Below are 19,301 nucleotides of genomic sequence, written 5' to 3'. Positions count from 1 at the left end.
CTCATGATTCCCAGCAATGAACAGATCGCGGCCCTGATCCGCGACGACAGCGTGCATAAAAGCGTCTACACCGACCCGCAGCTTTTCGAGCTGGAAATGCAGCGTATTTATGGTCAGGCCTGGATTTATGTCGGCCATGAAAGCCAGGTCAAGAACGTCGGCGACTACCACACCACGCGGATCGGCGATCAGGATGTGATTCTGGTGCGCGGTGCCGACAAAAAGGTCAACGTGCTCTACAACCGCTGCCCGCACAAAGGCGCCAAGCTGGTGGCTGAAGGCGACGGCAATGTCGGCAAGTTCTTCCGCTGCCCGTACCACGCCTGGACTTTCAAGCTTGACGGCCAGCACCTGTCGGCACCGCTCAAAAACGGTTTCGAGGGCACCTGCTTCAACCCCAAACACCCTGATTTCTCCATGGTCAGCCTGGCACGGGTCAACAGCTATCGTGGCTTTGTCTTCGCCAGCCAGATCGATCATGGCCCCGACCTGAAAAGCTTTCTCGGCGGCGTGATCACCTCGATCGATAACCTCTGTGATCGCTCCCCCATCGGTGAAGTGGAAGTGGCCGGCGGTATTTTCAGGGTGCAGCAGCGCTCGAACTGGAAGGTCTTCTACGAGAACCTGCACGACACCATGCATGCCCGCGTGACCCATGAGTCTTCGGTCGATGCCGCCCGCGACGAAGCCGAATCACTGGGCGAAATGCCTTTCGAGCTGTTGATCATGGACGGCAACGGCGAGCCTTATGACTTCTGGGAAAAGCTCGAGCTGCGCGCCTATAACAACGGCCACGGCTACATGGAGGCGATCTTCGACCCTGCCGCCGCCGAGCGTGACGAGGTCTCCAAAGAGCACTTCGAGTGCCTGACCCAAGCCTACGGCGAAGAGCGTGCGCGCAGCATTCTGGGCATGAACCGGCACAACACCGTGATCTACGGCAGCGGCTCGCCGCACACGGTGTTCATGCAGTTTCGGGTGATCCGCCCCATCGCTGTGGACCGCACGCTGGTCGAGATCCAGACCTTCCGCTGCAAAGGTGCGCCGGACGCCGTCTTCGACCGCGCCCTCACCTACGCCAACGTGATCAATTCGCCCTCCTCCAATGTCATGCCCGACGATGTCGAGGTCTACGCCCGCTGCCAGGAAGGCAACATGACCCGCGGCGGCGAGTGGATCAGCATGCACCGCTACGCCGGCACCGATCAGTTGCTGCCAGACGGCGCAGTGTCGACCAATGGCACCAGCGAGCTGCCCATGCGCAATCAGTTTGCCGCCTGGAAGCACTACATGAGCGCCACTGTGATTACCACGGGCGCGTTGATTGCCAAGGAGAGCACCCATGCTGCTTGATCGCACCTTCGATGTGTCGACCCACGACCTGACGCCTGCGCAAGTGCCGGCTGAAACCCTGCGCCAGCTCGAACACTTTCTGTACCAGGAAGCGCGGCTGCTGGATGAACGCCGGTTCTGGGAATGGGACCAATTGTTTACCGACTCGGGCATGTACTGGGTGCCGCAAAAACACGGCCAGGTCGACCCGTTCGATCACATTTCGCTGTTCTGGGAAAACCGCATGCTGCGTGAGGTGCGTATTCGCCGGGTCGAGAACGTGCGCAACTGGTCGCAACAGCCGGTGACGCGCACCGCCCATCTGGTCGGCAACGTGATGGTCGAGGGCCTCGACCGCCAGGGCTTGCTGGTGGTGAGTGCGACGTTCCAGGTCAGCGAATGGCGTCTCGACCAGCGCCAGTTGGCCGGGCGCTACACCTACAAGCTGGCCACCCAGGACAACGGTGAGTGGAAGATCCAGCTCAAGCGGGTCGACCTGATCAACTGCAACGATGTGTTTGCCAACCTTGAGGTGTTCGTCTGATGAGCCGCCCGACGCTGATCGCCCTGCACTATCAAAACGACGTGCTGCATCCGGACGGGCGGATTCGCGTGGGCCTGGCCGCTGACGATCCGGCGCGTGCGGCATTGATCAAACAGGCCGTGGCGCTGCAGCAAGGCGCCCGTGAACGTGGCTGGCCGATCATTCATGTGCGCGTGGCCTACCGCCCCGACTATGCCGACCTGATCCAGAACGCACCGATTCTGCGCGCCGTGGTCGCCAGCGGCGCGGTGCAGGAAGGCACCTGGGGCGCGCAGTTTCATGACGACCTGCAACCGCAGCCGGGTCCACTGGAGTTCGTGGTCACGCACACGCGCATCAATGCGTTTTACGGCACGCCACTGGAGACTCTGCTGCGCCAGCTGGAAGCGCGGCATGTGCTGATTGCCGGCGTGGCCACCCATTCAGTGGTCGAAAGCACGGTGCGCCATGCCGTGGACTGCGGCTTTGACGTCACCGTGCTGGCCGACGCCTGCGCCGCCGCCAAGCCGGCCATTCACCTGGCGGCCCTAGAAAGCATGCGTTTGATCGCGAGCATCAGCGATGTGCCAGGCATTCTGGAGTACCGCCCATGACCTCGACATCCCCCGCCACCCTGCACGGCAAGGTGGCGATCGTCACCGGCAGCACCCAGGGCCTTGGCACCGACATTGCCCGTCAACTGTTGCACGCCGGCGCCAGCGTGATGCTGGTCGGGCGCAGCCGAGAAACCGGTGCAGCGCTGGCCACCGAACTGGGCGAACGCTGCCGTTTTGTCGTCTGCGACGTCGAGCAGGACGACGATATCGAGCGCTGCATCGACGCGACCCTCAGCGCTTTCGGGCGCCTCGACATCGTGGTCAACAACGCCTGTATCTATGAAGATCAAGGCTTGCTGTCGGACCGCGCCCAGTGGCTGCGCACGCTGAACGTCAATCTGGTCTCGGCGGCGATTTTCGTACAAAAAGCCACGCCGCACATGAGCCAGGGCGGCACCGTCATCAACATTGGCAGCACCGGCGGCAAGTTCGGTGCCGCCGGCCGCGCGCTGTATCCGGCCTCCAAGGCCGCCATGCTGCAATTGACCCGCAACCTGGCCGTGACCCTGGCGCCTGCGGGCATTCGTGTGGTCAGCGTGTCGCCCGCCTGGACCTGGTCGCCAACGGTGGCCGGCCTCAGTGGCGGCGACATCGCCGTGGCCGATCGGGTCGGTGCAGCCTTCCACCCGCTGGGCCGTGTCGGGCGCGGCGAAGAAGTCGGCCAGGTGGTTGCATTCCTGTGCAGCCACGGCGCGTCATGGGTGACGGGCGTCGATATTCCGGTGGATGGCGGCTTTTCGATTCTGGGGCCTGACCAGGGCCTGTCGCCTCGGGTATGGTTCGAGCGGCTGCGCGACAACGTCTGACTCAATAACAACACTCACCCAACCTGATTGAATCGATAACGAGGAAACGACATGGGCAAGATGATCACTGTAAAAGCCAGCGATGGCAGCGGCACCTTTGCCGGCTATCTGGCCGTTCCCGCCAGCGGCAAAGGCCCTGGCGTCGTCATCGGCCAGGAGATTTTCGGGATCAACGCCAACATGCGCGAGATTGCCGATTTCTATGCCGAAGAGGGCTATGTAGCGCTGGTCCCTGACCTGTTCTGGCGTCTGGAGCCGGGCATCGAGCTGGGTTACACCGAGACCGATTTCGGCCGTGCCATCGAGCTGTTCCAGCGTCTGGACGTCGACAAGGCGGTCGAGGACATCGCCGCCAGCTTCAGCGCCTTGCGTGAGTTGCCTGAAGTCGACGGCGCAGGCCTGGGCTATGTCGGTTTCTGTATGGGCGGCAAGCTGGCCTACCTGACCGCCACCCGCACCGACGTCGCCTGCAGCGTGGGCTACTACGGCATGGGCATCGAGCAGTTGCTGGATGAGGCCGACAACATCAAGGGCCGCCTGGTGCTGCACTTTGCCGAGCAGGACGGCTATTGCGATGCCAACGCCCGCGCCGCGATCAGCGAGCGCCTGGCCGGACGCGCCAAGGTCGAGATCTACACCTACCCGGGCGTGGACCATGCCTTCGCCCGCAATGGCGGCATGCACTACGACAAACCTGCTGCCCTGATGGCCCATCAACGCAGCATCGCGGCGCTCAAGCAGGAAATCGGCCCGGACTTCAATCTGTCCGAACTGTGGGAAAAGCATATCGAGTACGAATTTGCTGTGCGCGATGTGCCCGCCACCATGGCAACCATGGTCGCCGAGCCTTACGTCAACCACATCCCGACCATGACCGGCGGCGTGGGCTACCGCGAACTGAGCCGCTTTTACCAGCACCATTTCGTCCACGGCAACCCGCCCGACATGAAACTGGTGCCGATTTCCCGCACCGTGGGCGCTTCGCAAATCGTCGATGAGTTTGTGATGTGTTTTACCCACACCACTGAAATCGACTGGATGCTGCCCAACGTGGCGCCCACCGGTCAATATGTCGAAATCCCGATGCTGGGCGTGATCAAGTTCCGTGGCGACAAGCTGTGCCATGAACATATCTATTGGGACCAGGCCAGTGTGCTGGTGCAAATCGGCCTGCTCGACCCGACCGGCCTGCCGGTGGCCGGCGTCGAAACCGCAAAAAAACTGCTGGATGAGCGCTTGCCGTCCAACACATTGATGGGCCGCTGGTCGAGCAGCGAATAACCGTGATGCACTGACCCGTAGGAAGCTCTGCTGGCGAAAGGGCCAGTACATACGATGCATTTTCAGCGTCTGTTATGCAGTCATCGCCAGCAGAGCTGCCTCTCATCAAACATAAAATAACTTATTGATTTTATTGAATTAAAAATATCAATCTGTAGGAGGCAGCTCTGCTGGCGATTGAGCGCGAAGCGCTCACAGTGACTTCTGAAACGCTGACATTTTACGACTGCTGCGCAGCCGATCGCGGGCAGAGCCCCCTCCTACAGGTCCAATGTTTGCTGCGCGACAGCGCGGCGCCATGGCGACGAGCGATCTCTCATCAAACATAAAATAAGTTATTGATTTTATTGAATTAAAAAACACCACTTGTAGGAGGGAGCGGGCGGCGATCCGTCTCTGCTGGCGATTGAGCGCGAAGCGCTCACAGAAATTTCTGAAACGCTGATATTTTACGACTGCTAACGCAGCCGATCGCGATGGTCCGGCATTCCGGCAGAGCTCCCTCCTACAGGTCCATGTTTGCTGCGCGACAGCGCGGCGCCGTGGCGGCGGGTGATCTCCTACAGAATGTTTAGCGCCTAGATGTCGTCTGGTGCGGCAGTTCGCCAAAGCGTTCGCGGTAATAGCGGGCGAAGCGGCCCACATGGGTAAAACCGTGCGCCATCGCCACTTCGGTGATGCTCAGGTCGCGGCGCTCCAGCAAACGGTCGCGAACCGCTTCAAGGCGCAGGCTGCGCAAACGCTCCATCGGCGTTTGTCCGTAACAACGCTGGCACAAGGTATTGAGGCTGCGCACGCTGATGCCGCCTTCGGCCGCCAGCGCTCCCAGCGACAAAGCTTCGCCCAGGCGGCTGCGCATCACCCCCTCGATCCGCTGTAACTGGCGCAAGGCATGTCGCTGGGCCGGCGACTCCAGCAGGGCCGTGGGCGCATGAGCGCCGTGCGGTGGATGGGTCAGCAGAAACATCGCCAGGCTTTCTTCCAGGTGCCGCAACCAATGGCTGTGTACCGGCTGGCTCGACGGAGTGTCGAGTTGGGCAAGCAACTCGTCGACCCGTCGCAGCCAGCCGCGCACCTGGGCGCTGTCGAGCCGGTACGCCGGCGGCAAGCTGAAATCGGCCGCCAGCCCGCCCTCGGCGACCAGCCGCTCCTGGGTCAGGCGCAGCAACGAGCGCGGCACTTTCAGCAGCAATTGTTCGCAGCCGCTGTGCCACACCAGCCGGGCCTGACGATTGGGCGACAGCACCGCCACCTGGCCCTCTTCAAGCTCCAGCGTCAGGCCGTCACATTCGATGCTGGCCCGACCGCGCAGGGGCATCTGCATCAATACAAAATCAGTGAACGGCCGTGGCCGTACTTCGACCTCGGCGCCATAGCGCAGCACGAACAGCTGGCAGCGTCCGACCACCGCGCGGAAAAACGCGGTGTCGACAGGGCCGCTGCGCCAGCTCAAGTCATGCTCGACCAGCTCACGGGCCAGCAGCCGGTGGCTTTCCTGACGTGAGTGGCTGGTGAACACCGGGGTTTCGCACAGCCGCGACAAGTCGAGGCCGGCCCCGCCGTGAAGCGGGTGACTCGTTAACGAAGCCATGCTCAAAGCGACCGGTTAAGGCGTGCGTGCTTGCGCTGCGCGGTCATGCTCGGGGTTTCATCGAACAGCTTGCGGTACTCGCTGGAAAAGCGCCCCAGGTGGGTAAACCCCCAGCCCATGGCGATCACCGAGATGTTGCGCGCCGAATTGTCTTCAAGGATTTCCTGACGGGCCGCACTCAGGCGATGTTTCTTCAGGTAGGCCATGGGCGACATGCCGAAGTATTTCTTGAAGCCCTCGAACAGCTTGAAGCGCGACACCCCCGACATCGCTTCGATGTCTTCCAGGTGCAGCGCCTCGCGGGCATTGTCGTGGATGTACTGCTTGGCGCGAATCAGGTAGTGCGGCAGCTTGACGCCCAGTACGCCACGCAGTTCTTCGGAATAGTTGTTGGGCTGGGCAAGAATCAGCCCCTTGATCAGCGAGCTTTCAATGTCACGCGAGAAAAAGGTCTGGTCGTACAATTCACGGCTGCGTTCCAGCTCGCCAATGAAGTAGCGCGCCATCCGCCACCAGGACGCGGAGGCACCGTTCACGGCGTCCATCACCGGATCGAAGCGCAACGGCGTTTCCAGAGAACGTTGCAGCATGTCTTCAAGCGACTGGCGCATGGCCGTGCGGGTAATGGCGACCTGAATCTTGCGGCAATCGCCCTCGATCGCCAGTTCCTGGCTTTCATGTGGCGCAATGATAATCGCGCTGTCGACGTCGGAACTGACCTCACAGCCCTTCTTGCTCAGGTGCTGCGTGCCGGTCAGGGGCAAACTGAGACTGTAACTGTTGAGGTATTCGGCATCCTCGATGCCGATCGTGACATCGGTGCCGTACTCGATCACGCCCAGGGTGGTGGACATCGATTTGAGCACCGTGCCGCTGTGATGAAACTGGATTCGGCTGGGATGACGGGTATTGAGCAGGTGTGGCCCGCAAATACCGGCCATCCACTGCCGCGCACCGTTGAGGTCATAACGTTCGATCCGAATGTCTCGGATATGCGCATCTGGAGTTGTACTCATCAGGGCACCCACGGCTATTTCATGGACGCGCTCTAGCGGCACGCCTTTGATTTGAAAGAGCAATCTTTATGCCGCCAACCGCCCGAACGGCGGCTGGCGAAATATGCGGATAACATTTGTCCACTTAGTGGATAGCGACAAAAGCGCTAGCGCTCTAGCTCGCGCAATGTGCTGATTGCACTGGCGCGGCTAAAAACACGGTGATGCTGCAAAAAAGAGCAAGTTCACGGGTTTTGCACGATCGTCAGGCAGGGGCCATCGGTAAACCGGGTATTACTTGCACAACCGGTGTTACCCTTTTTTGCGCAGATCGACTTACCAGAATTTCCAGGTGTAGGTGGTAATCAGGCGATTTTCATCGAAGTCGTTGGCGTGGCGAAACTTGACGTTGATGTTGCGCCATTCAACCGCCAGGTTTTTCAACGGCCCGTCCTGAACCACATACGACAGATAGATATTGCGCTCCGACTCCGCGGTGTCGCTCAACGTACCCCGGTCGATATCGCTGCCGCGCATATAGCGGGTCATCAACTTCATGCCCGGTACGCCGACACCGGCAAAGTCAAAGTCGTAGCGCGCCTGCCAGGATTTTTCGTTGGGCTTGATGAAGGCGATGGCCGACCAGTTCACCAGGTAAGGCTGCGGCGCATAGCCGTTGAGCGTCGGAAAGGCGCTGTCGCCAAGCATGCGCTGGTAACCCAGGCCAAAGGCATGGGCGCCGGTGCGCAAGGTGGTCATCGCCCCGTAGGAGCGGTTGTCGATACGACCATACAAGGCATCGCCGTCTTCCTTGTTGTTGAAATAGCGCAGGTCGGTCTTGAGCTTGAAACCACCGCCCAGGTCACTCAGCAAGGTCGCGCCCAGATAATGCTGGCGGTAAATGTCTTCCAGTTGCCCGTAGAAATAGGTGCCGGTCAGGTTTGGCGTGAAGGCATAGCTGGCGCCACCGAAGTTCAGGCCGTCGCTGCGGCGCTGCACGTCCGGGCCATTGAACAGGTACATTTTTTCGCTATCGGAGGAGGCGCGGCCACTGATTTCAGTGAATCGGCCACTGGTCAGGGTGAGGTTGTCCACCTCTTTGGACTCGATGAGCGTGCCGTGATAGGTCGTCACCAACTGCCGCGAATCATCCAGATAGGCCACCGGCAAGGTGGGCCGATGCTCACCGAATTTCAGCTCGGTTTTCGAATAGCGCATCTTCGCGGTGTAGCCGCCACGCCCGTAGTCGGTAGCCTGCTCCTGTTTACTGCGGCTGTAAGGAATGATGGTGTCGGGCCCCCGGCCACCGCCACCATCGAGCCGATAGGCGTATTGCGCCGAAGCGTCCAGGCCAAACTGCAGCGGCCCCTCGGTGTAGCCCGAGATAAAGCGCAGGTCAAAACCCTGGCTCCAACTGCCCACGCGGGAAAAGGCCGGATTTTCACCCTTGAAATCGCGATCGATGTAGAAGTTGCGCAAGCCCAGCGTCAGATGGCTGTCTTCGGTGAAATCCGCCTGCGCCATCATTGGTGCAAACAGGCCTGCCAGACTGGCGGTTTGCACACAACGGGTTAACCAACTCGCTTGAAACATGACGTATCCCTCTCGATCAGGTACGGGGCAGCCAAGCCGGCGGCCCCAATCGTTGGCAGTTGCTTCTTTATTAAAATTTTTAGCGTCAGTTGTTATTAGCGGCATTGATTAAGCCGTATTAAGGCCCGCGTCTCTATCCCGTTATTCGAGTATTCATATCCAGTTACTTGAAATGAGCGCTGAAAAAAGCCGGCCAATTTTATGGACTGTGTTCGCACACAAAGCGGATAGACCGGCGACCGGGCGCCTTGTCTAATGCCACCACACAGCAACTTGTTGACTGCACGAATTAGCCCGATGCAACGAGGTATCGTTTAATGAACAGTGCAAAAAGCGTCGAACAATGGAAAAGCTTTATTGAAGGCTGCCTGGACTTCCGCCCCGCCGATGGCGTCTACCGTATTGCCCGGGACATGTTTACCGAACCGGATCTGTTCGATCTGGAAATGGAACTGATCTTCGAGAAGAACTGGATCTACGCCTGCCACGAAAGTGAAATCGCCAACAAGCATGACTTCATGACCATGCGGGCCGGGCGTCAGCCGATGATCATCACCCGCGACGGTGAAGGCCGGCTCAACGCGCTGATCAATGCCTGCCAGCATCGCGGCACCACCCTGACCCGTGTCGGCAAGGGCAACCAGTCGACCTTCACCTGCCCCTTCCATGCCTGGTGCTACAAGAGCGACGGGCGTCTGGTCAAGGTCAAGGCGCCAGGCGAATACCCTGAAGGCTTCGACAAGGCCACTCGCGGCCTGAAAAAAGCCCGCATCGAAAGCTACAAGGGCTTTGTCTTCGTCAGCCTCGATGTCGAAGGCACCGACTCGCTGCAGGACTTCCTCGGTGACGCCAAGGTGTTCTTCGACATGATGGTGGCCCAGTCACCGACCGGCCAGCTCGAAGTGCTGCCCGGCAAATCGGCGTACACCTACGACGGCAACTGGAAACTGCAGAACGAAAACGGCCTGGACGGTTATCACGTCAGCACCGTGCACTACAACTACGTGGCCACCGTGCAGCATCGTCAGCAGGTCAACGCAGAAAAAGGCGTAGCCGGCGCTGACACCCTGGACTACAGCAAGCTGGGCGCCGGCGACAAGGAAACCGACGACGGCTGGTTCGCGTTCAACAACGGCCACAGCCTGCTGTTCAGCGACATGCCCAATCCGGCTGTGCGCCCAGGCTACAGCACCATCATGCCGCGCCTGCTCGAAGAGCATGGCCAGGGCAAGGCCGAGTGGATGATGCACCGGCTGCGCAACCTGAACATCTACCCGAGCATGTTCTTCCTCGACCAGATCAGCTCGCAGTTGCGCATCATTCGCCCGCTTGCCTGGAACAAGACCGAGATCAACAGCTTCTGCCTGGGCGTGGTCGGCGAGTCCGATGCAGACCGTGAAAACCGTATCCGTCAGTTCGAAGACTTCTTCAACGTCTCCGGCATGGGCACCCCCGATGACCTGGTGGAATTTCGCGAGGCACAGCGCGGCTTTCAAGCGCGCCTGGAACGCTGGAGCGACATTTCTCGCGGCGAAGGCAAGTGGGTCGAGGGCGCGACGCCCAACAGCGAAACCATCGGCATCTCGCCGGCACTGACCGGCACCGAGTTCACCCATGAGGGGCTCTATGTCAATCAGCACAGCAACTGGCAGCGCTTTCTGCTGGAAGGCCTGGCGCGCAAGGCCGCCGAAGAGCAACCGTTGAAACTGCGTGAGGTGTGACCATGGATTCGCAACTGCAATACCGTATCGAGCAATTTTTTTACCGCAATGCCCAGGCCTGTGACAGCCAGGACTGGGACGCGTACCTGGCCATGTTCAGTGAAGACAGTGAATTTCACTTGCCGCAATGGGACTCGGAGCACGTCTACACCACCGACCCGAAAAAAGGCATGTCGCTGATCTACTACCCCAACCGTGGCGGCCTGGAAGACCGGGTGTTTCGTATTCGCACCGGCAAGGCGGCCTCGACCATTCCGATGCCGCGCACCCTGCACCTGATCAACAACGTGCGCATTGCGGCACTGGACGGTGGTGATCTGGAAGTGCGGGTCAACTGGCACACCCTGTATTACCGCCTGCAAATGGCCGAGAACTTCTTTGGCCACGCCACTTACCGTCTGCGGCCCGATGGCGAAAGCTGGAAAATCAGCCGCAAGCACGTGGTACTGCTTAACGACACCATTAATTCGGTGCTCGATTTCTATCACCTCTGACTGACGGAAGTCTGGATCATGAGTCATAAGGTCGCGTTCAGCTTTGCCGATGGGAAAACCCTGTTTTTCCCGGTGCAAGCCAATGAAATCCTGCTCGATGCGGCGTTGCGCAACGGCATCAACATTCCTCTCGATTGCCGCGAAGGCGTGTGCGGTACCTGCCAGGGCCGCTGCGAGTCGGGCAAGTACAGCCAGGAGTATGTCGACGATGAGGCGCTGTCGGCCGAGGACCTGCGCCAGCGCAAGGTCCTGACCTGCCAGACCCGCGTCGAATCTGACGCGGCGTTTTACTTCGACTTTGATTCCAGCCTGTGCAATGCGGCAGGACCGACCCGGCTCAAAAGCATCGTACGTGCTGTCGAGCAGGTCTCGCCGAACACCGCCATCCTGCACCTGGACGCCGGCGTCGACGGCCAGAAGCTCGACTTTCTGCCGGGCCAGTACGCCCGTCTGCAAGTACCGGGCGGTGAAGGCATGCGCTCCTACTCGTTTGCCAACCGCCCCAATGGCAGTAACCAGTTGCAGTTTCTGATCCGCTTGCTGCCTGACGGCCTGATGAGCAACTACATCCGCGAACACGCGGTGATCGGCGACGAAATCTCGCTCGAAGCGCCGCTGGGAGCGTTTTACCTGCGCCACGTCGACAAGCCGCTGGTGCTGGTGGCCGGCGGCACTGGTCTCTCGGCCTTTCTCGGCATGCTCGACGAGATCGCCGAGAAAGGCGGTTGCGGGCACCCGGTGCAGCTCTTTTACGGTGTGCGCAGCGCGGCCGACCTGTGCGAGACGGCACGCATCGCCGTCTACGCCGAACGCATTCCGGGCTTCAGCTTCACCCCGGTGATCAGCGACCCGAGCCCGGACTGGAACGGCAAGCGCGGCTATATCACCGAGCATTTCGACCTGGCGCAATTTCGTGATCAGGACCTCGACATGTACCTGTGCGGCCCACCGCCCATGGTCGAGTCGATCAAGCAGTGGCTGGCCGATCAGTCGCTGGAACGCACGCGCCTGTATTACGAGAAATTCACCGAAAGCAACACGTAAGCCCTGCAAGCACGCACTGGAAACGAACAACTAAAACCCTGTTCCAGTGCGCCCCCGTGATGTGGACCTTTTTTACTGCCCTCGACTAACAACACCATTAAAGGCGGCACTATGAAAAAACTATGGATGGCATCCCTTTTGGCAGCAAGCACGGTGACCAGCCTTGCGGCCTGGGCACAGGACCCGGTGCGCATCGGCTTCATCACCACCTTGTCGACACCGGCAGGCTACCTGGGCGAAGACTCGCGCGACGCCTTCCAGCTGGCCATCGACCAGGAAAACGGCACTCTCGGCGGTGTACCGGTCAATCTGGTGGTCGAGGACGACGGCCTGCAACCGGCGCGTGCCAAGCAGATCATCGACCGCATGAGCCTGGACGGCATTACCCTGTACACCGGGGTGATCTTCTCCAACGTGCTGGCGGCAGTGGTCAATACCGCCACCAAGGACGGCTTCTACGTCAGCAACAACACCGCCCCGTCGAACCTGGCCGGCAAGCAGTGCAAACCGAATTATTTCGTCGCCTCCTACCAGAACGACACCCCGCACGAAATGGCAGGTGTCGCCGCCAACGAGCTGGGCTACAAGAAGATGGTGATTCTGGCGCCCAACTACCAGGGTGGCCGCGATGCGCTCGAAGGCTTCAAGCGCACCTTCAAGGGTGAAGTCACCGAGATCTACACCAAGCTCAACCAACTGGACTTCTCGGTCGAACTGGCGCGGGTACGCTCGCTGGCCCCGGATGCCATCTTCGAATTTCATCCGGGTGGCGCCGGCATCAACTTCGCCAAGCAATACGGCAGCTCGGGCCTGAGCAAAACCATTCCGATGGTAGTACCGGTGTTCTCGATGGACGAGCGCATGCTTGCCGCCACTGGCGATGTGGCCAAAGGCACCAACATCGTCAGCCTATGGAACCCGACCTCCGACAATCCGGCCAACCAGGCCTTCGTCAAGGCGTTTACCGACAAATACAAACGCGTACCGACTGTGTATGCCGCGCAAACCTACGACACCGCACGCCTGATCGGTGCCGCGCTGAAAAGCGTCAACGGCAACATCAAGGATCAGGATGCGTTTCGCAACGCGCTGCGCAACGTCAAGTTCGACTCGATTCGCGGCAACTTTGCCTTCGGCAAGAACCAGCACGCCGTCATCGACTGGTACTTGCTGCGCGTAGAAGCCGACGCCAACGGCAAGCTGGTGCAGGTGCCGGTGAAAACCCTCGCCACCTCGCAAGTGGACAGCTACGCCGCCGAATGCGCCCTGTGACCCGCACCTGGATCTCGTACCGGGCAACGATGTTGCCCGGCACTTTGCGTAGGACTTCCCAGCATGCTGCTACTTGAACAAATCCTTAATGGCCTGCAGTACAGCGCCTTGCTGTTTCTGCTGGCGTCAGGCCTGACGCTGATCTTCGGCATCATGGGCGTCATCAACCTGGCCCACGGTGCTTTTTACATGGTCGGGGCCTTTTGCGCGGCCTATACCGCATCCCTCAGCGGGTCGTTCTGGCTGGCCGGGCTCGCTGCGATCATTGGTTCTGCCCTGTACGGGTTGCTGATCGAAACCAGCATCATGCGCAGGCTGTACAGCCGCGATCACCTCGATCAGGTGCTGGCGACGCTGGCCGTGGTGTTTTTCACCAACGAGCTGATTACCGTACTGTTCGGCCGCAGCCCGCCGGCCATGCCGACACCTGAATGGTATGGCGCCTTCGTCGAGGTCTTGCCGGGCCTGATGTACCCGGTCAGCCGCCTGCTGTTCATCGGCGCCGGTGTGCTGGTGGCGATCGCGATGTGGCTGCTGATCAACCACACCCGCCTGGGCATGCTGATTCGTGCCGGCGCCGATGACCATGAAATGGTCGGCGCCTTGGGGGTCAACATCGCGCGCCTGTACACGCTGGTGTTCGTGTTTGGCTGCGTGCTGTGCGGCGTCGCCGGCTTCATGGCCGCGCCATTGCTGTCGGTGGAAATCGGCATGGGTGAAAAAGTCCTGATCACCACCTTCGTGGTCATCGTCGTCGGCGGTGTCGGCTCGGTACGCGGCGCCCTGGCCGGTGCCCTGCTGATCGGCATGGTCGACGGCCTGGGCCGCGCCTACATCCCGCAATTGCTCGACCAGCTATTGCCCGCCGAAGTCAGCGGCACCCTGAGTGGCGGGCTTATTTCCGCCAGCGCCTACATCGTCATGGCCGTGGTCTTGCTGGTCCGTCCACGCGGCCTGCTGCCTGCACGCGCCTAAGGAGCAACCATGTCTCGTCGAGTATTGATTGATCTGCTGTGCCTTGCGAGCTTTGCTCTGTTGCCGCTGCTGGCCTCGTTTCTCAACGAGCCGTTTCTGGTCAGCCTGTTCACCCGCCTGGCGATCTACGGCATGGCCGCCGCCAGCCTTGATCTGCTGATCGGCTATGGCGCGATGGTCAGCTTCGGCCACGCGGCGTTCTTCGGCCTGGGCGGTTATGTGGTCGGCGTCATCGGCTTTCATACCACCCAGGCCATGCCACTCTGGGGCTGGGAAGGTTCGAACAGCGCGCTGATTGTCTGGCCGCTGTCGTTGCTGGTCTGTGCGCTGTTTGCCCTGGTGATCGGCTACCTGTCACTGCGCACCACCGGGGTGCAGTTCATCATGATCACCCTGGCGTTCGGGCAGATGCTGTATTTCGTCCTCAGTTCGCTGTCGCTGTACGGCGGCGACGACGGCATCCTGCTCACCGAGCGCAATACCTTGCCGGGCCTGAACATGGACAGCCCGGTGCAGTTCTATTACCTGTGCCTGGGGTTACTGGTGGCCTGGCTGTTGTTCTGCCGGCGCCTGGTGAATTCGCGTTTCGGCTATGTGCTGCGCGGCCTCAAGCAAAGCGAGCGGCGCAGCATCAGCCTGGGCCTGCCCCCATTGCGCTACCGCTTGACCGCGTTCGTGATTGCCGGCACCGGTGGCGGCCTGGCCGGTATTTTGTGGGCCAACTACGCGATGTTCGTCAGCCCCGACATGGGCGCCTGGCACAAGTCCGGTGAATTGATGGCGATGGTGATTCTGGGCGGTGTCGGCACCCTGCTCGGCCCGATTCTGGGCGCGGCGGTGTACCTGGGCCTGGAGCAGGTCTTGAGCCTGTGGACCGAACACTGGCTGCTGATCTTCGGCCCGGTGCTACTGGCCGTGGTGCTGTTCGGCAAAAAAGGCCTGTACGGGCTGCTGCTCAGCCCGTTGCCCGCGCGGCGGCGCAAACCGGCAGCGCCCGTTTCACCTGCCAGCGTCAACACTGAGGTGCACCCATGAATCCGCAGCTGTCGATCCAGAATCTGGAAAAAACCTTTGGCGCGGTCAAGGCCACCAACAACGCCAGCTTCGATATCGCCCCCGGTGAGTTGCACGCGATCATCGGCCCCAACGGTGCGGGCAAGTCGACCCTGATCGCGCAGATCGCTGGCGAGATTACCCCGGACAAGGGCCGGATTCTGCTCAAGGGTGAAGACATCACCCACGTGCCTGCCCACCGGCGTCCGGGCCTGGGCCTGGCGCGGGCCTTTCAGGTCAGCCAGCTGTACCCGGAGTTCACGCTGCAGGAAAACGTCGCCATCGCCATCGCCGCCCGGGAAGGCAAGACCTTTGGCATGTGGAAGCCACTGGGCAGCGACCCGCACCTGATGCAGTCGGCCGCCAGCTACCTGCAACGCGTGGACCTGGGTGCACGCGTCCATTCGCTGGTCAGCGAACTGTCGCACGGCGAGCGCCGGCAACTGGAGATCGCCCTGGCGCTGGCCCAGGAAGCCTCGGTGCTGCTGCTCGACGAGCCGATGGCGGGCATGGGCGCCGAAGAATCGGCGCGCATGACCCAACTGTTGCTTGAACTCAAAGGCCGTTATTCGATTCTGCTGGTCGAGCACGACATGGACGCGGTGTTTGCCCTCGCCGACCGTATCACCGTGCTGGTGTACGGCCAGACCATCCTGACCGGCAGCGTCGAACAGATCCGCAACGATCCGCAAGTGCGCGCCGCCTACCTGGGAGAAGAACATGCTTGAAGTCAGTGGATTACAGGCCGGCTACGGCCTGAGCCAAGTGCTGTTCGACATGCACCTGAAGATCGAACAAGGCCAGGTGGTGTCGCTGATCGGTCGCAACGGCATGGGCAAGACCACCACAGTCAAGTCGATCATGGGCCTGATCAAACCCACGGCGGGCAGTGTATTGATTCACGGCCGGGAAATGCGCGGCGCCGCGCCCTATCGCATCGCCCAGGCCGGTCTGGGCCTGGTGCCCGAAGGCCGGCGTGGCTTTGGCAGCCTGAGCGTACGCGAGAACCTGCTGGCCACCGCCACCAAGGGCAAATGGGACCTGGCACGTATCTACCAACTGTTTCCACGGTTGCAGGAGCGCCAGGATCAACTGTCGAAAACCCTGTCCGGTGGCGAGCAACAGATGATGGTGGTCGGTCGCGCACTGCTGACCAACCCGCAACTGCTGATTCTCGATGAAGCTACCGAAGGCCTGGCGCCAATCATTCGCGAAACCATCTGGAGCTGCCTGGCGAGCCTGAAACAGGAAGGCGAAACGATTCTGGTGATCGACAAGAACCTCAAGGAGATGGCCCGCGTTGTCGATTGCCATCACATCGTCGAAAAAGGCCGCCAGGTCTGGCACGGCACACCGGCGCAGCTGGCCGAGACACCGGAGTTGTCCCAGCGTTATCTGGGGGTGTGATTGACATAAAGACCAAGCGGCACGCCCACGGGTGTGCCGTTTGCGCTTAACCGTGATAAATATCCGACAGGCCTCTTACCTGATGGCGCAACTTGCCGGTCTGAATAACGATGGTCTTGGCGAACATGTCGCCCAGTCGCATCCGCGCTTCCATAAAAATCCAGATCCAGTCCAGAACGATCAACGTGCCGCTGTTGCGGGTAAAGGATTGTCCAGGCGTACAGGCCTTGAAGGTTTTGCGGTCGACCACGGCGATGCTCAACAGCCGCTTGCCCAGGCTTTGCCCGCCCGGCAGCGCATCGGCAAGAAGGAAATACGCCGCCGCCAGAAAAACTGCCGCCGTAAAACCGTGTTTCAGGGTGAACCCGGGAATCCATGCGGCCATGGATTTGACCAGCAGATAGATCGAGGCCGTTTTGACATCCTCCCCCACCTCGCCTTGTTAGGCGCCGGCTTTCGCCGGAAAGGAAGGGGATTCCCTACTGCGTCAGTCGACCAGAGTCGGCTGCTCGCTTCGATGGGTTCCTGCTACTGGCGGCACTGAAACACCACTCACTTCACAGGCGATCCGGCCAAGTGTCCTGGCCTTTGAGCAGTTCAATCCACGCTCACGGATATTCTTCGACGCCACCAGATCCGCGTTCTCAGTGTGGCAGCAGGCTACACAGAGAAACACGCTCTGGCTTTTTCGATTATCGGCATGGGTATGGCCGCATGATGGGCATTCCCGGCTTGTATTGGCCGCTGGCACCGCCACCAGCCATCCACCTTGCCAAGCGGACTTGTAATCGAGCTGGCGGCGAAACTCACCCCAGCCCTGATCCAGGATCGCCTTGTTCAGACCTGACTTGGCCCGCACGTTTCGACCTGGTTCCTCTAGGCTTCCACTGGCCGAACGACTCATGTTTTTGACCTGCAAATCCTCGACACACAACATCGCGTGGTTTTTGCTGATGCTGTTCGAGGTCTTGTGCAGGAAGTCGTTTCTGACGTTGGCAATCTGGGCGTGAATCTTCTGGACACGTGCTTTGGCACGCTTCCAGTTGCGGCTGAATTTAACCTTACGACTCATCTGACGCTGGGCTTTGGCCAGACGATGCTCATGTCGCTTGAAGCTTGACTCCGGCTGGACGATTGTCTCTTTTTGTCCATCCCAGAGGGTCGCGAAACGAACAACACCAAGGTCGATCCCGGCTGCTGTCGTGGCGGGGTGGCATGTGAGTGCTACCTTGCGGTCAGTCTGGATAGAAACGTACCAGTGCCCCGCCTTTTGGCTGACGGTGACGTTTTTGACGAGCCCCTGAACCTTGCAGCTTTTTCGGTAATTCAGCCAGCCCAATTTCGGCAGGGAAATTCGTTCCTGCTGCTGATCAAGCTTGATCTGCTTACCGTCCGGGAACTTGAAGCTATCTTTTTGCCCACGTTTCTTGAACGTTGGGAAAGAAGCCCTCTTTTCAAAGAAATTCTTGTAGGCGCGGTCCGCGTGTTTGAGCGCGTGCTGCAAGGGATGCACGGGTGCATCCTTTAGCCATGGGGTTTCATCGCCGTTGCGCCAGGCGGTCAATTGCTTGGCCATCGGGACGTAGTGAATGTACTTTCCGCCCGCCTCGAAGTTTTCCTTCTGGATTGCCAAAGCCTTGTTGAAAACGAAACGAGCCATGCCAGCAAATTGCTGCAGCTTTTGCCGCTGCTCACCGGTTGGCTCGATTCTGAATTTATAGGCTTGGACTCTCTTCATGGCATTGACTATAGTTTGGTCTATGAATAAAGCAAATGACATCAGAACAGGCAGGCATTGCGTTTTCGCAATGAACGTGCATTTGGTTTTTCTCACCAAATACAGGAAAGACGTCTTGACGCAGCCAATGCTGGAAAGCCTTGAGGGGCTGTTTCGGAAGGTTTGCGCAGACTTTGAGGCGCAGCTTGTGGAATTCAACGGCGAGGACGATCACGTCCACCTGCTGGTGAATTACCCGCCAAAAGTAGCCGTTTCAGGACTGGTAAACAGCTTGAAAGGCGCCTCCAGCAGAGTACTTCGAAACCAGTTTCCGGAGCTGGAAAAGTATATCTGGAAAGGGGCTTTGTGGTCGCCGAGCTACTTTTCAGGGTCGTGCGGCGGGGCACCCATTGAGGTCATCAGGCAGTACATCGAAAATCAGGACTCACCGAAAAAACCAGGCCGGCCTTGCCGGCCACGCTATCCTTCCCCCACCTGAAGGAAGGGGTTTGCCACGATCTTTGATCAAGCACTCGTGCAGACAAACGACGAACCACGCTCGCCAGAACAATAGGGTTATTGCTTTTCGCTTTGGTATCCATTTACGTGTGGCTTCCTTTTAAGGCAGGACATCAATCGAGCCCGGATAGGATTGACTAATGGATCCAAAGTTCCTCCAAGAAGCGCATTATGCATTAGCGTTTTCGCGGAGCATCGCCCTGTCGTTATCGTTTTTTCATTCCTTTTAGAGGATTCGATTGCGCATTCCACGCCACTTGGACACTCAGACCGCTACCATTTGGACACTCGTTCCATGCTCATTTGGACACCTGATCCACGTCCATTTGGACAGGCAGTCGGAGCGCAGCGACGCAGGTCT

The 19,301-nt window shown here is 59.8% G+C and carries 19 protein-coding genes; 14 read left to right on the top strand and 5 right to left on the bottom strand.

The window, feature by feature from the left end; all coding sequences use genetic code 11:
- Nucleotides 1-3: 3 nt before the first annotated feature.
- The 5 genes from ACYP2A_RS03295 to ACYP2A_RS03275 are packed head-to-tail and all read left to right on the top strand — an operon-like array spanning nt 4 to nt 4,559.
- Nucleotides 4-1,353, top strand: coding sequence for an aromatic ring-hydroxylating dioxygenase subunit alpha (locus tag ACYP2A_RS03295; RefSeq protein ID WP_459742738.1), 1,350 nt, complete (start codon nt 4-6; stop codon nt 1,351-1,353).
- Nucleotides 1,343-1,876: an aromatic-ring-hydroxylating dioxygenase subunit beta gene (locus ACYP2A_RS03290; protein WP_459742736.1), complete on the top strand. Its 534-nt coding sequence runs from the start codon at nt 1,343-1,345 to the stop codon at nt 1,874-1,876. The genes ACYP2A_RS03295 and ACYP2A_RS03290 overlap by 11 nt, the downstream gene beginning before the upstream one ends.
- Nucleotides 1,876-2,469, top strand: a complete 594-nt coding sequence (locus tag ACYP2A_RS03285) for a cysteine hydrolase family protein (RefSeq protein ID WP_459742734.1) — start codon at nt 1,876-1,878, stop codon at nt 2,467-2,469. Before ACYP2A_RS03290 ends, ACYP2A_RS03285 begins: the two co-directional genes overlap by 1 nt.
- A complete protein-coding gene (locus ACYP2A_RS03280) occupies nt 2,466-3,278 on the top strand; it encodes an SDR family oxidoreductase (RefSeq protein WP_459742732.1) in 813 nt (270 codons plus the stop codon). Before ACYP2A_RS03285 ends, ACYP2A_RS03280 begins: the two co-directional genes overlap by 4 nt.
- A 51-nt stretch (nt 3,279-3,329) precedes the next feature.
- Entirely contained in the window at nt 3,330-4,559 is a 1,230-nt protein-coding gene (locus ACYP2A_RS03275; protein ID WP_459742731.1) for a dienelactone hydrolase family protein, read from the top strand.
- A 571-nt stretch (nt 4,560-5,130) separates the two neighbouring features.
- Here the strand turns inward: ACYP2A_RS03275 and ACYP2A_RS03270 are convergent.
- The 3 genes from ACYP2A_RS03270 to ACYP2A_RS03260 form a co-directional block, all read right to left on the bottom strand.
- Nucleotides 5,131-6,150 carry an AraC family transcriptional regulator gene (locus tag ACYP2A_RS03270; protein WP_459742729.1) on the bottom strand — a complete coding sequence of 340 codons (1,020 nt, stop codon included), beginning with the start codon at nt 6,148-6,150 and terminating at the stop codon, nt 5,131-5,133.
- Nucleotides 6,151-6,152: 2 nt separating this feature from the next.
- Complete coding sequence (locus tag ACYP2A_RS03265) at nt 6,153-7,166, bottom strand: AraC family transcriptional regulator (protein ID WP_459742728.1); 1,014 nt, start codon at nt 7,164-7,166, stop codon at nt 6,153-6,155.
- A 315-nt stretch (nt 7,167-7,481) separates the two neighbouring features.
- Complete coding sequence (locus ACYP2A_RS03260; RefSeq protein ID WP_459742726.1) at nt 7,482-8,738, bottom strand: OprD family porin; 1,257 nt, start codon at nt 8,736-8,738, stop codon at nt 7,482-7,484.
- 317 nt (nt 8,739-9,055) lie between these two features.
- On the opposite strand from ACYP2A_RS03260, the gene antA reads away from it, so the two are divergent.
- The 8 genes from antA to ACYP2A_RS03220 all read left to right on the top strand — a co-directional run bounded on the left by antA (nt 9,056) and on the right by ACYP2A_RS03220 (nt 16,704).
- Nucleotides 9,056-10,459: an anthranilate 1,2-dioxygenase large subunit gene (antA, locus tag ACYP2A_RS03255; RefSeq protein ID WP_459742724.1), complete on the top strand. Its 1,404-nt coding sequence runs from the start codon at nt 9,056-9,058 to the stop codon at nt 10,457-10,459.
- Nucleotides 10,460-10,461: 2 nt separating this feature from the next.
- Entirely contained in the window at nt 10,462-10,953 is a 492-nt protein-coding gene (antB, locus tag ACYP2A_RS03250; RefSeq protein WP_459742722.1) for an anthranilate 1,2-dioxygenase small subunit, read from the top strand.
- 18 nt (nt 10,954-10,971) lie between these two features.
- Entirely contained in the window at nt 10,972-11,997 is a 1,026-nt protein-coding gene (antC, locus tag ACYP2A_RS03245) for an anthranilate 1,2-dioxygenase electron transfer component AntC (RefSeq protein WP_459742720.1), read from the top strand.
- A gap of 138 nt (nt 11,998-12,135) precedes the next feature.
- Complete coding sequence (locus ACYP2A_RS03240) at nt 12,136-13,269, top strand: ABC transporter substrate-binding protein (protein WP_459742718.1); 1,134 nt, start codon at nt 12,136-12,138, stop codon at nt 13,267-13,269.
- Nucleotides 13,270-13,332: 63 nt separating this feature from the next.
- Nucleotides 13,333-14,244 carry a branched-chain amino acid ABC transporter permease gene (locus ACYP2A_RS03235; protein ID WP_459742717.1) on the top strand — a complete coding sequence of 304 codons (912 nt, stop codon included), beginning with the start codon at nt 13,333-13,335 and terminating at the stop codon, nt 14,242-14,244.
- 9 nt (nt 14,245-14,253) lie between these two features.
- Nucleotides 14,254-15,279 carry a branched-chain amino acid ABC transporter permease gene (locus tag ACYP2A_RS03230; RefSeq protein WP_459742715.1) on the top strand — a complete coding sequence of 342 codons (1,026 nt, stop codon included), beginning with the start codon at nt 14,254-14,256 and terminating at the stop codon, nt 15,277-15,279.
- Nucleotides 15,276-16,025, top strand: a complete 750-nt coding sequence (locus ACYP2A_RS03225) for an ABC transporter ATP-binding protein (protein ID WP_459742713.1) — start codon at nt 15,276-15,278, stop codon at nt 16,023-16,025. Before ACYP2A_RS03230 ends, ACYP2A_RS03225 begins: the two co-directional genes overlap by 4 nt.
- Nucleotides 16,018-16,704 (top strand): ABC transporter ATP-binding protein, encoded by a 687-nt coding sequence (locus ACYP2A_RS03220; RefSeq protein ID WP_459742711.1) that lies wholly within the window; start codon nt 16,018-16,020, stop codon nt 16,702-16,704. Before ACYP2A_RS03225 ends, ACYP2A_RS03220 begins: the two co-directional genes overlap by 8 nt.
- 46 nt (nt 16,705-16,750) lie before the next feature.
- Here the strand turns inward: ACYP2A_RS03220 and ACYP2A_RS03215 are convergent, their stop codons facing one another.
- Entirely contained in the window at nt 16,751-17,089 is a 339-nt protein-coding gene (locus ACYP2A_RS03215; RefSeq protein WP_459742710.1) for an RDD family protein, read from the bottom strand.
- A 102-nt stretch (nt 17,090-17,191) separates the two neighbouring features.
- Nucleotides 17,192-18,442 (bottom strand): RNA-guided endonuclease InsQ/TnpB family protein, encoded by a 1,251-nt coding sequence (locus tag ACYP2A_RS03210; RefSeq protein ID WP_459742708.1) that lies wholly within the window; start codon nt 18,440-18,442, stop codon nt 17,192-17,194.
- Between the two features lie 22 nt (nt 18,443-18,464).
- Here ACYP2A_RS03210 and tnpA point away from each other — a divergent pair, with 22 nt between their 5' ends.
- Complete coding sequence (tnpA, locus tag ACYP2A_RS03205) at nt 18,465-18,920, top strand: IS200/IS605 family transposase (protein ID WP_459742706.1); 456 nt, start codon at nt 18,465-18,467, stop codon at nt 18,918-18,920.
- Nucleotides 18,921-19,301: the final 381 nt, after the last annotated feature.

The sequence above is a fragment of the Pseudomonas sp. 3A(2025) genome (assembly GCF_054589175.1).
This window is presented reverse-complemented; position numbering and strand designations above follow the sequence as displayed.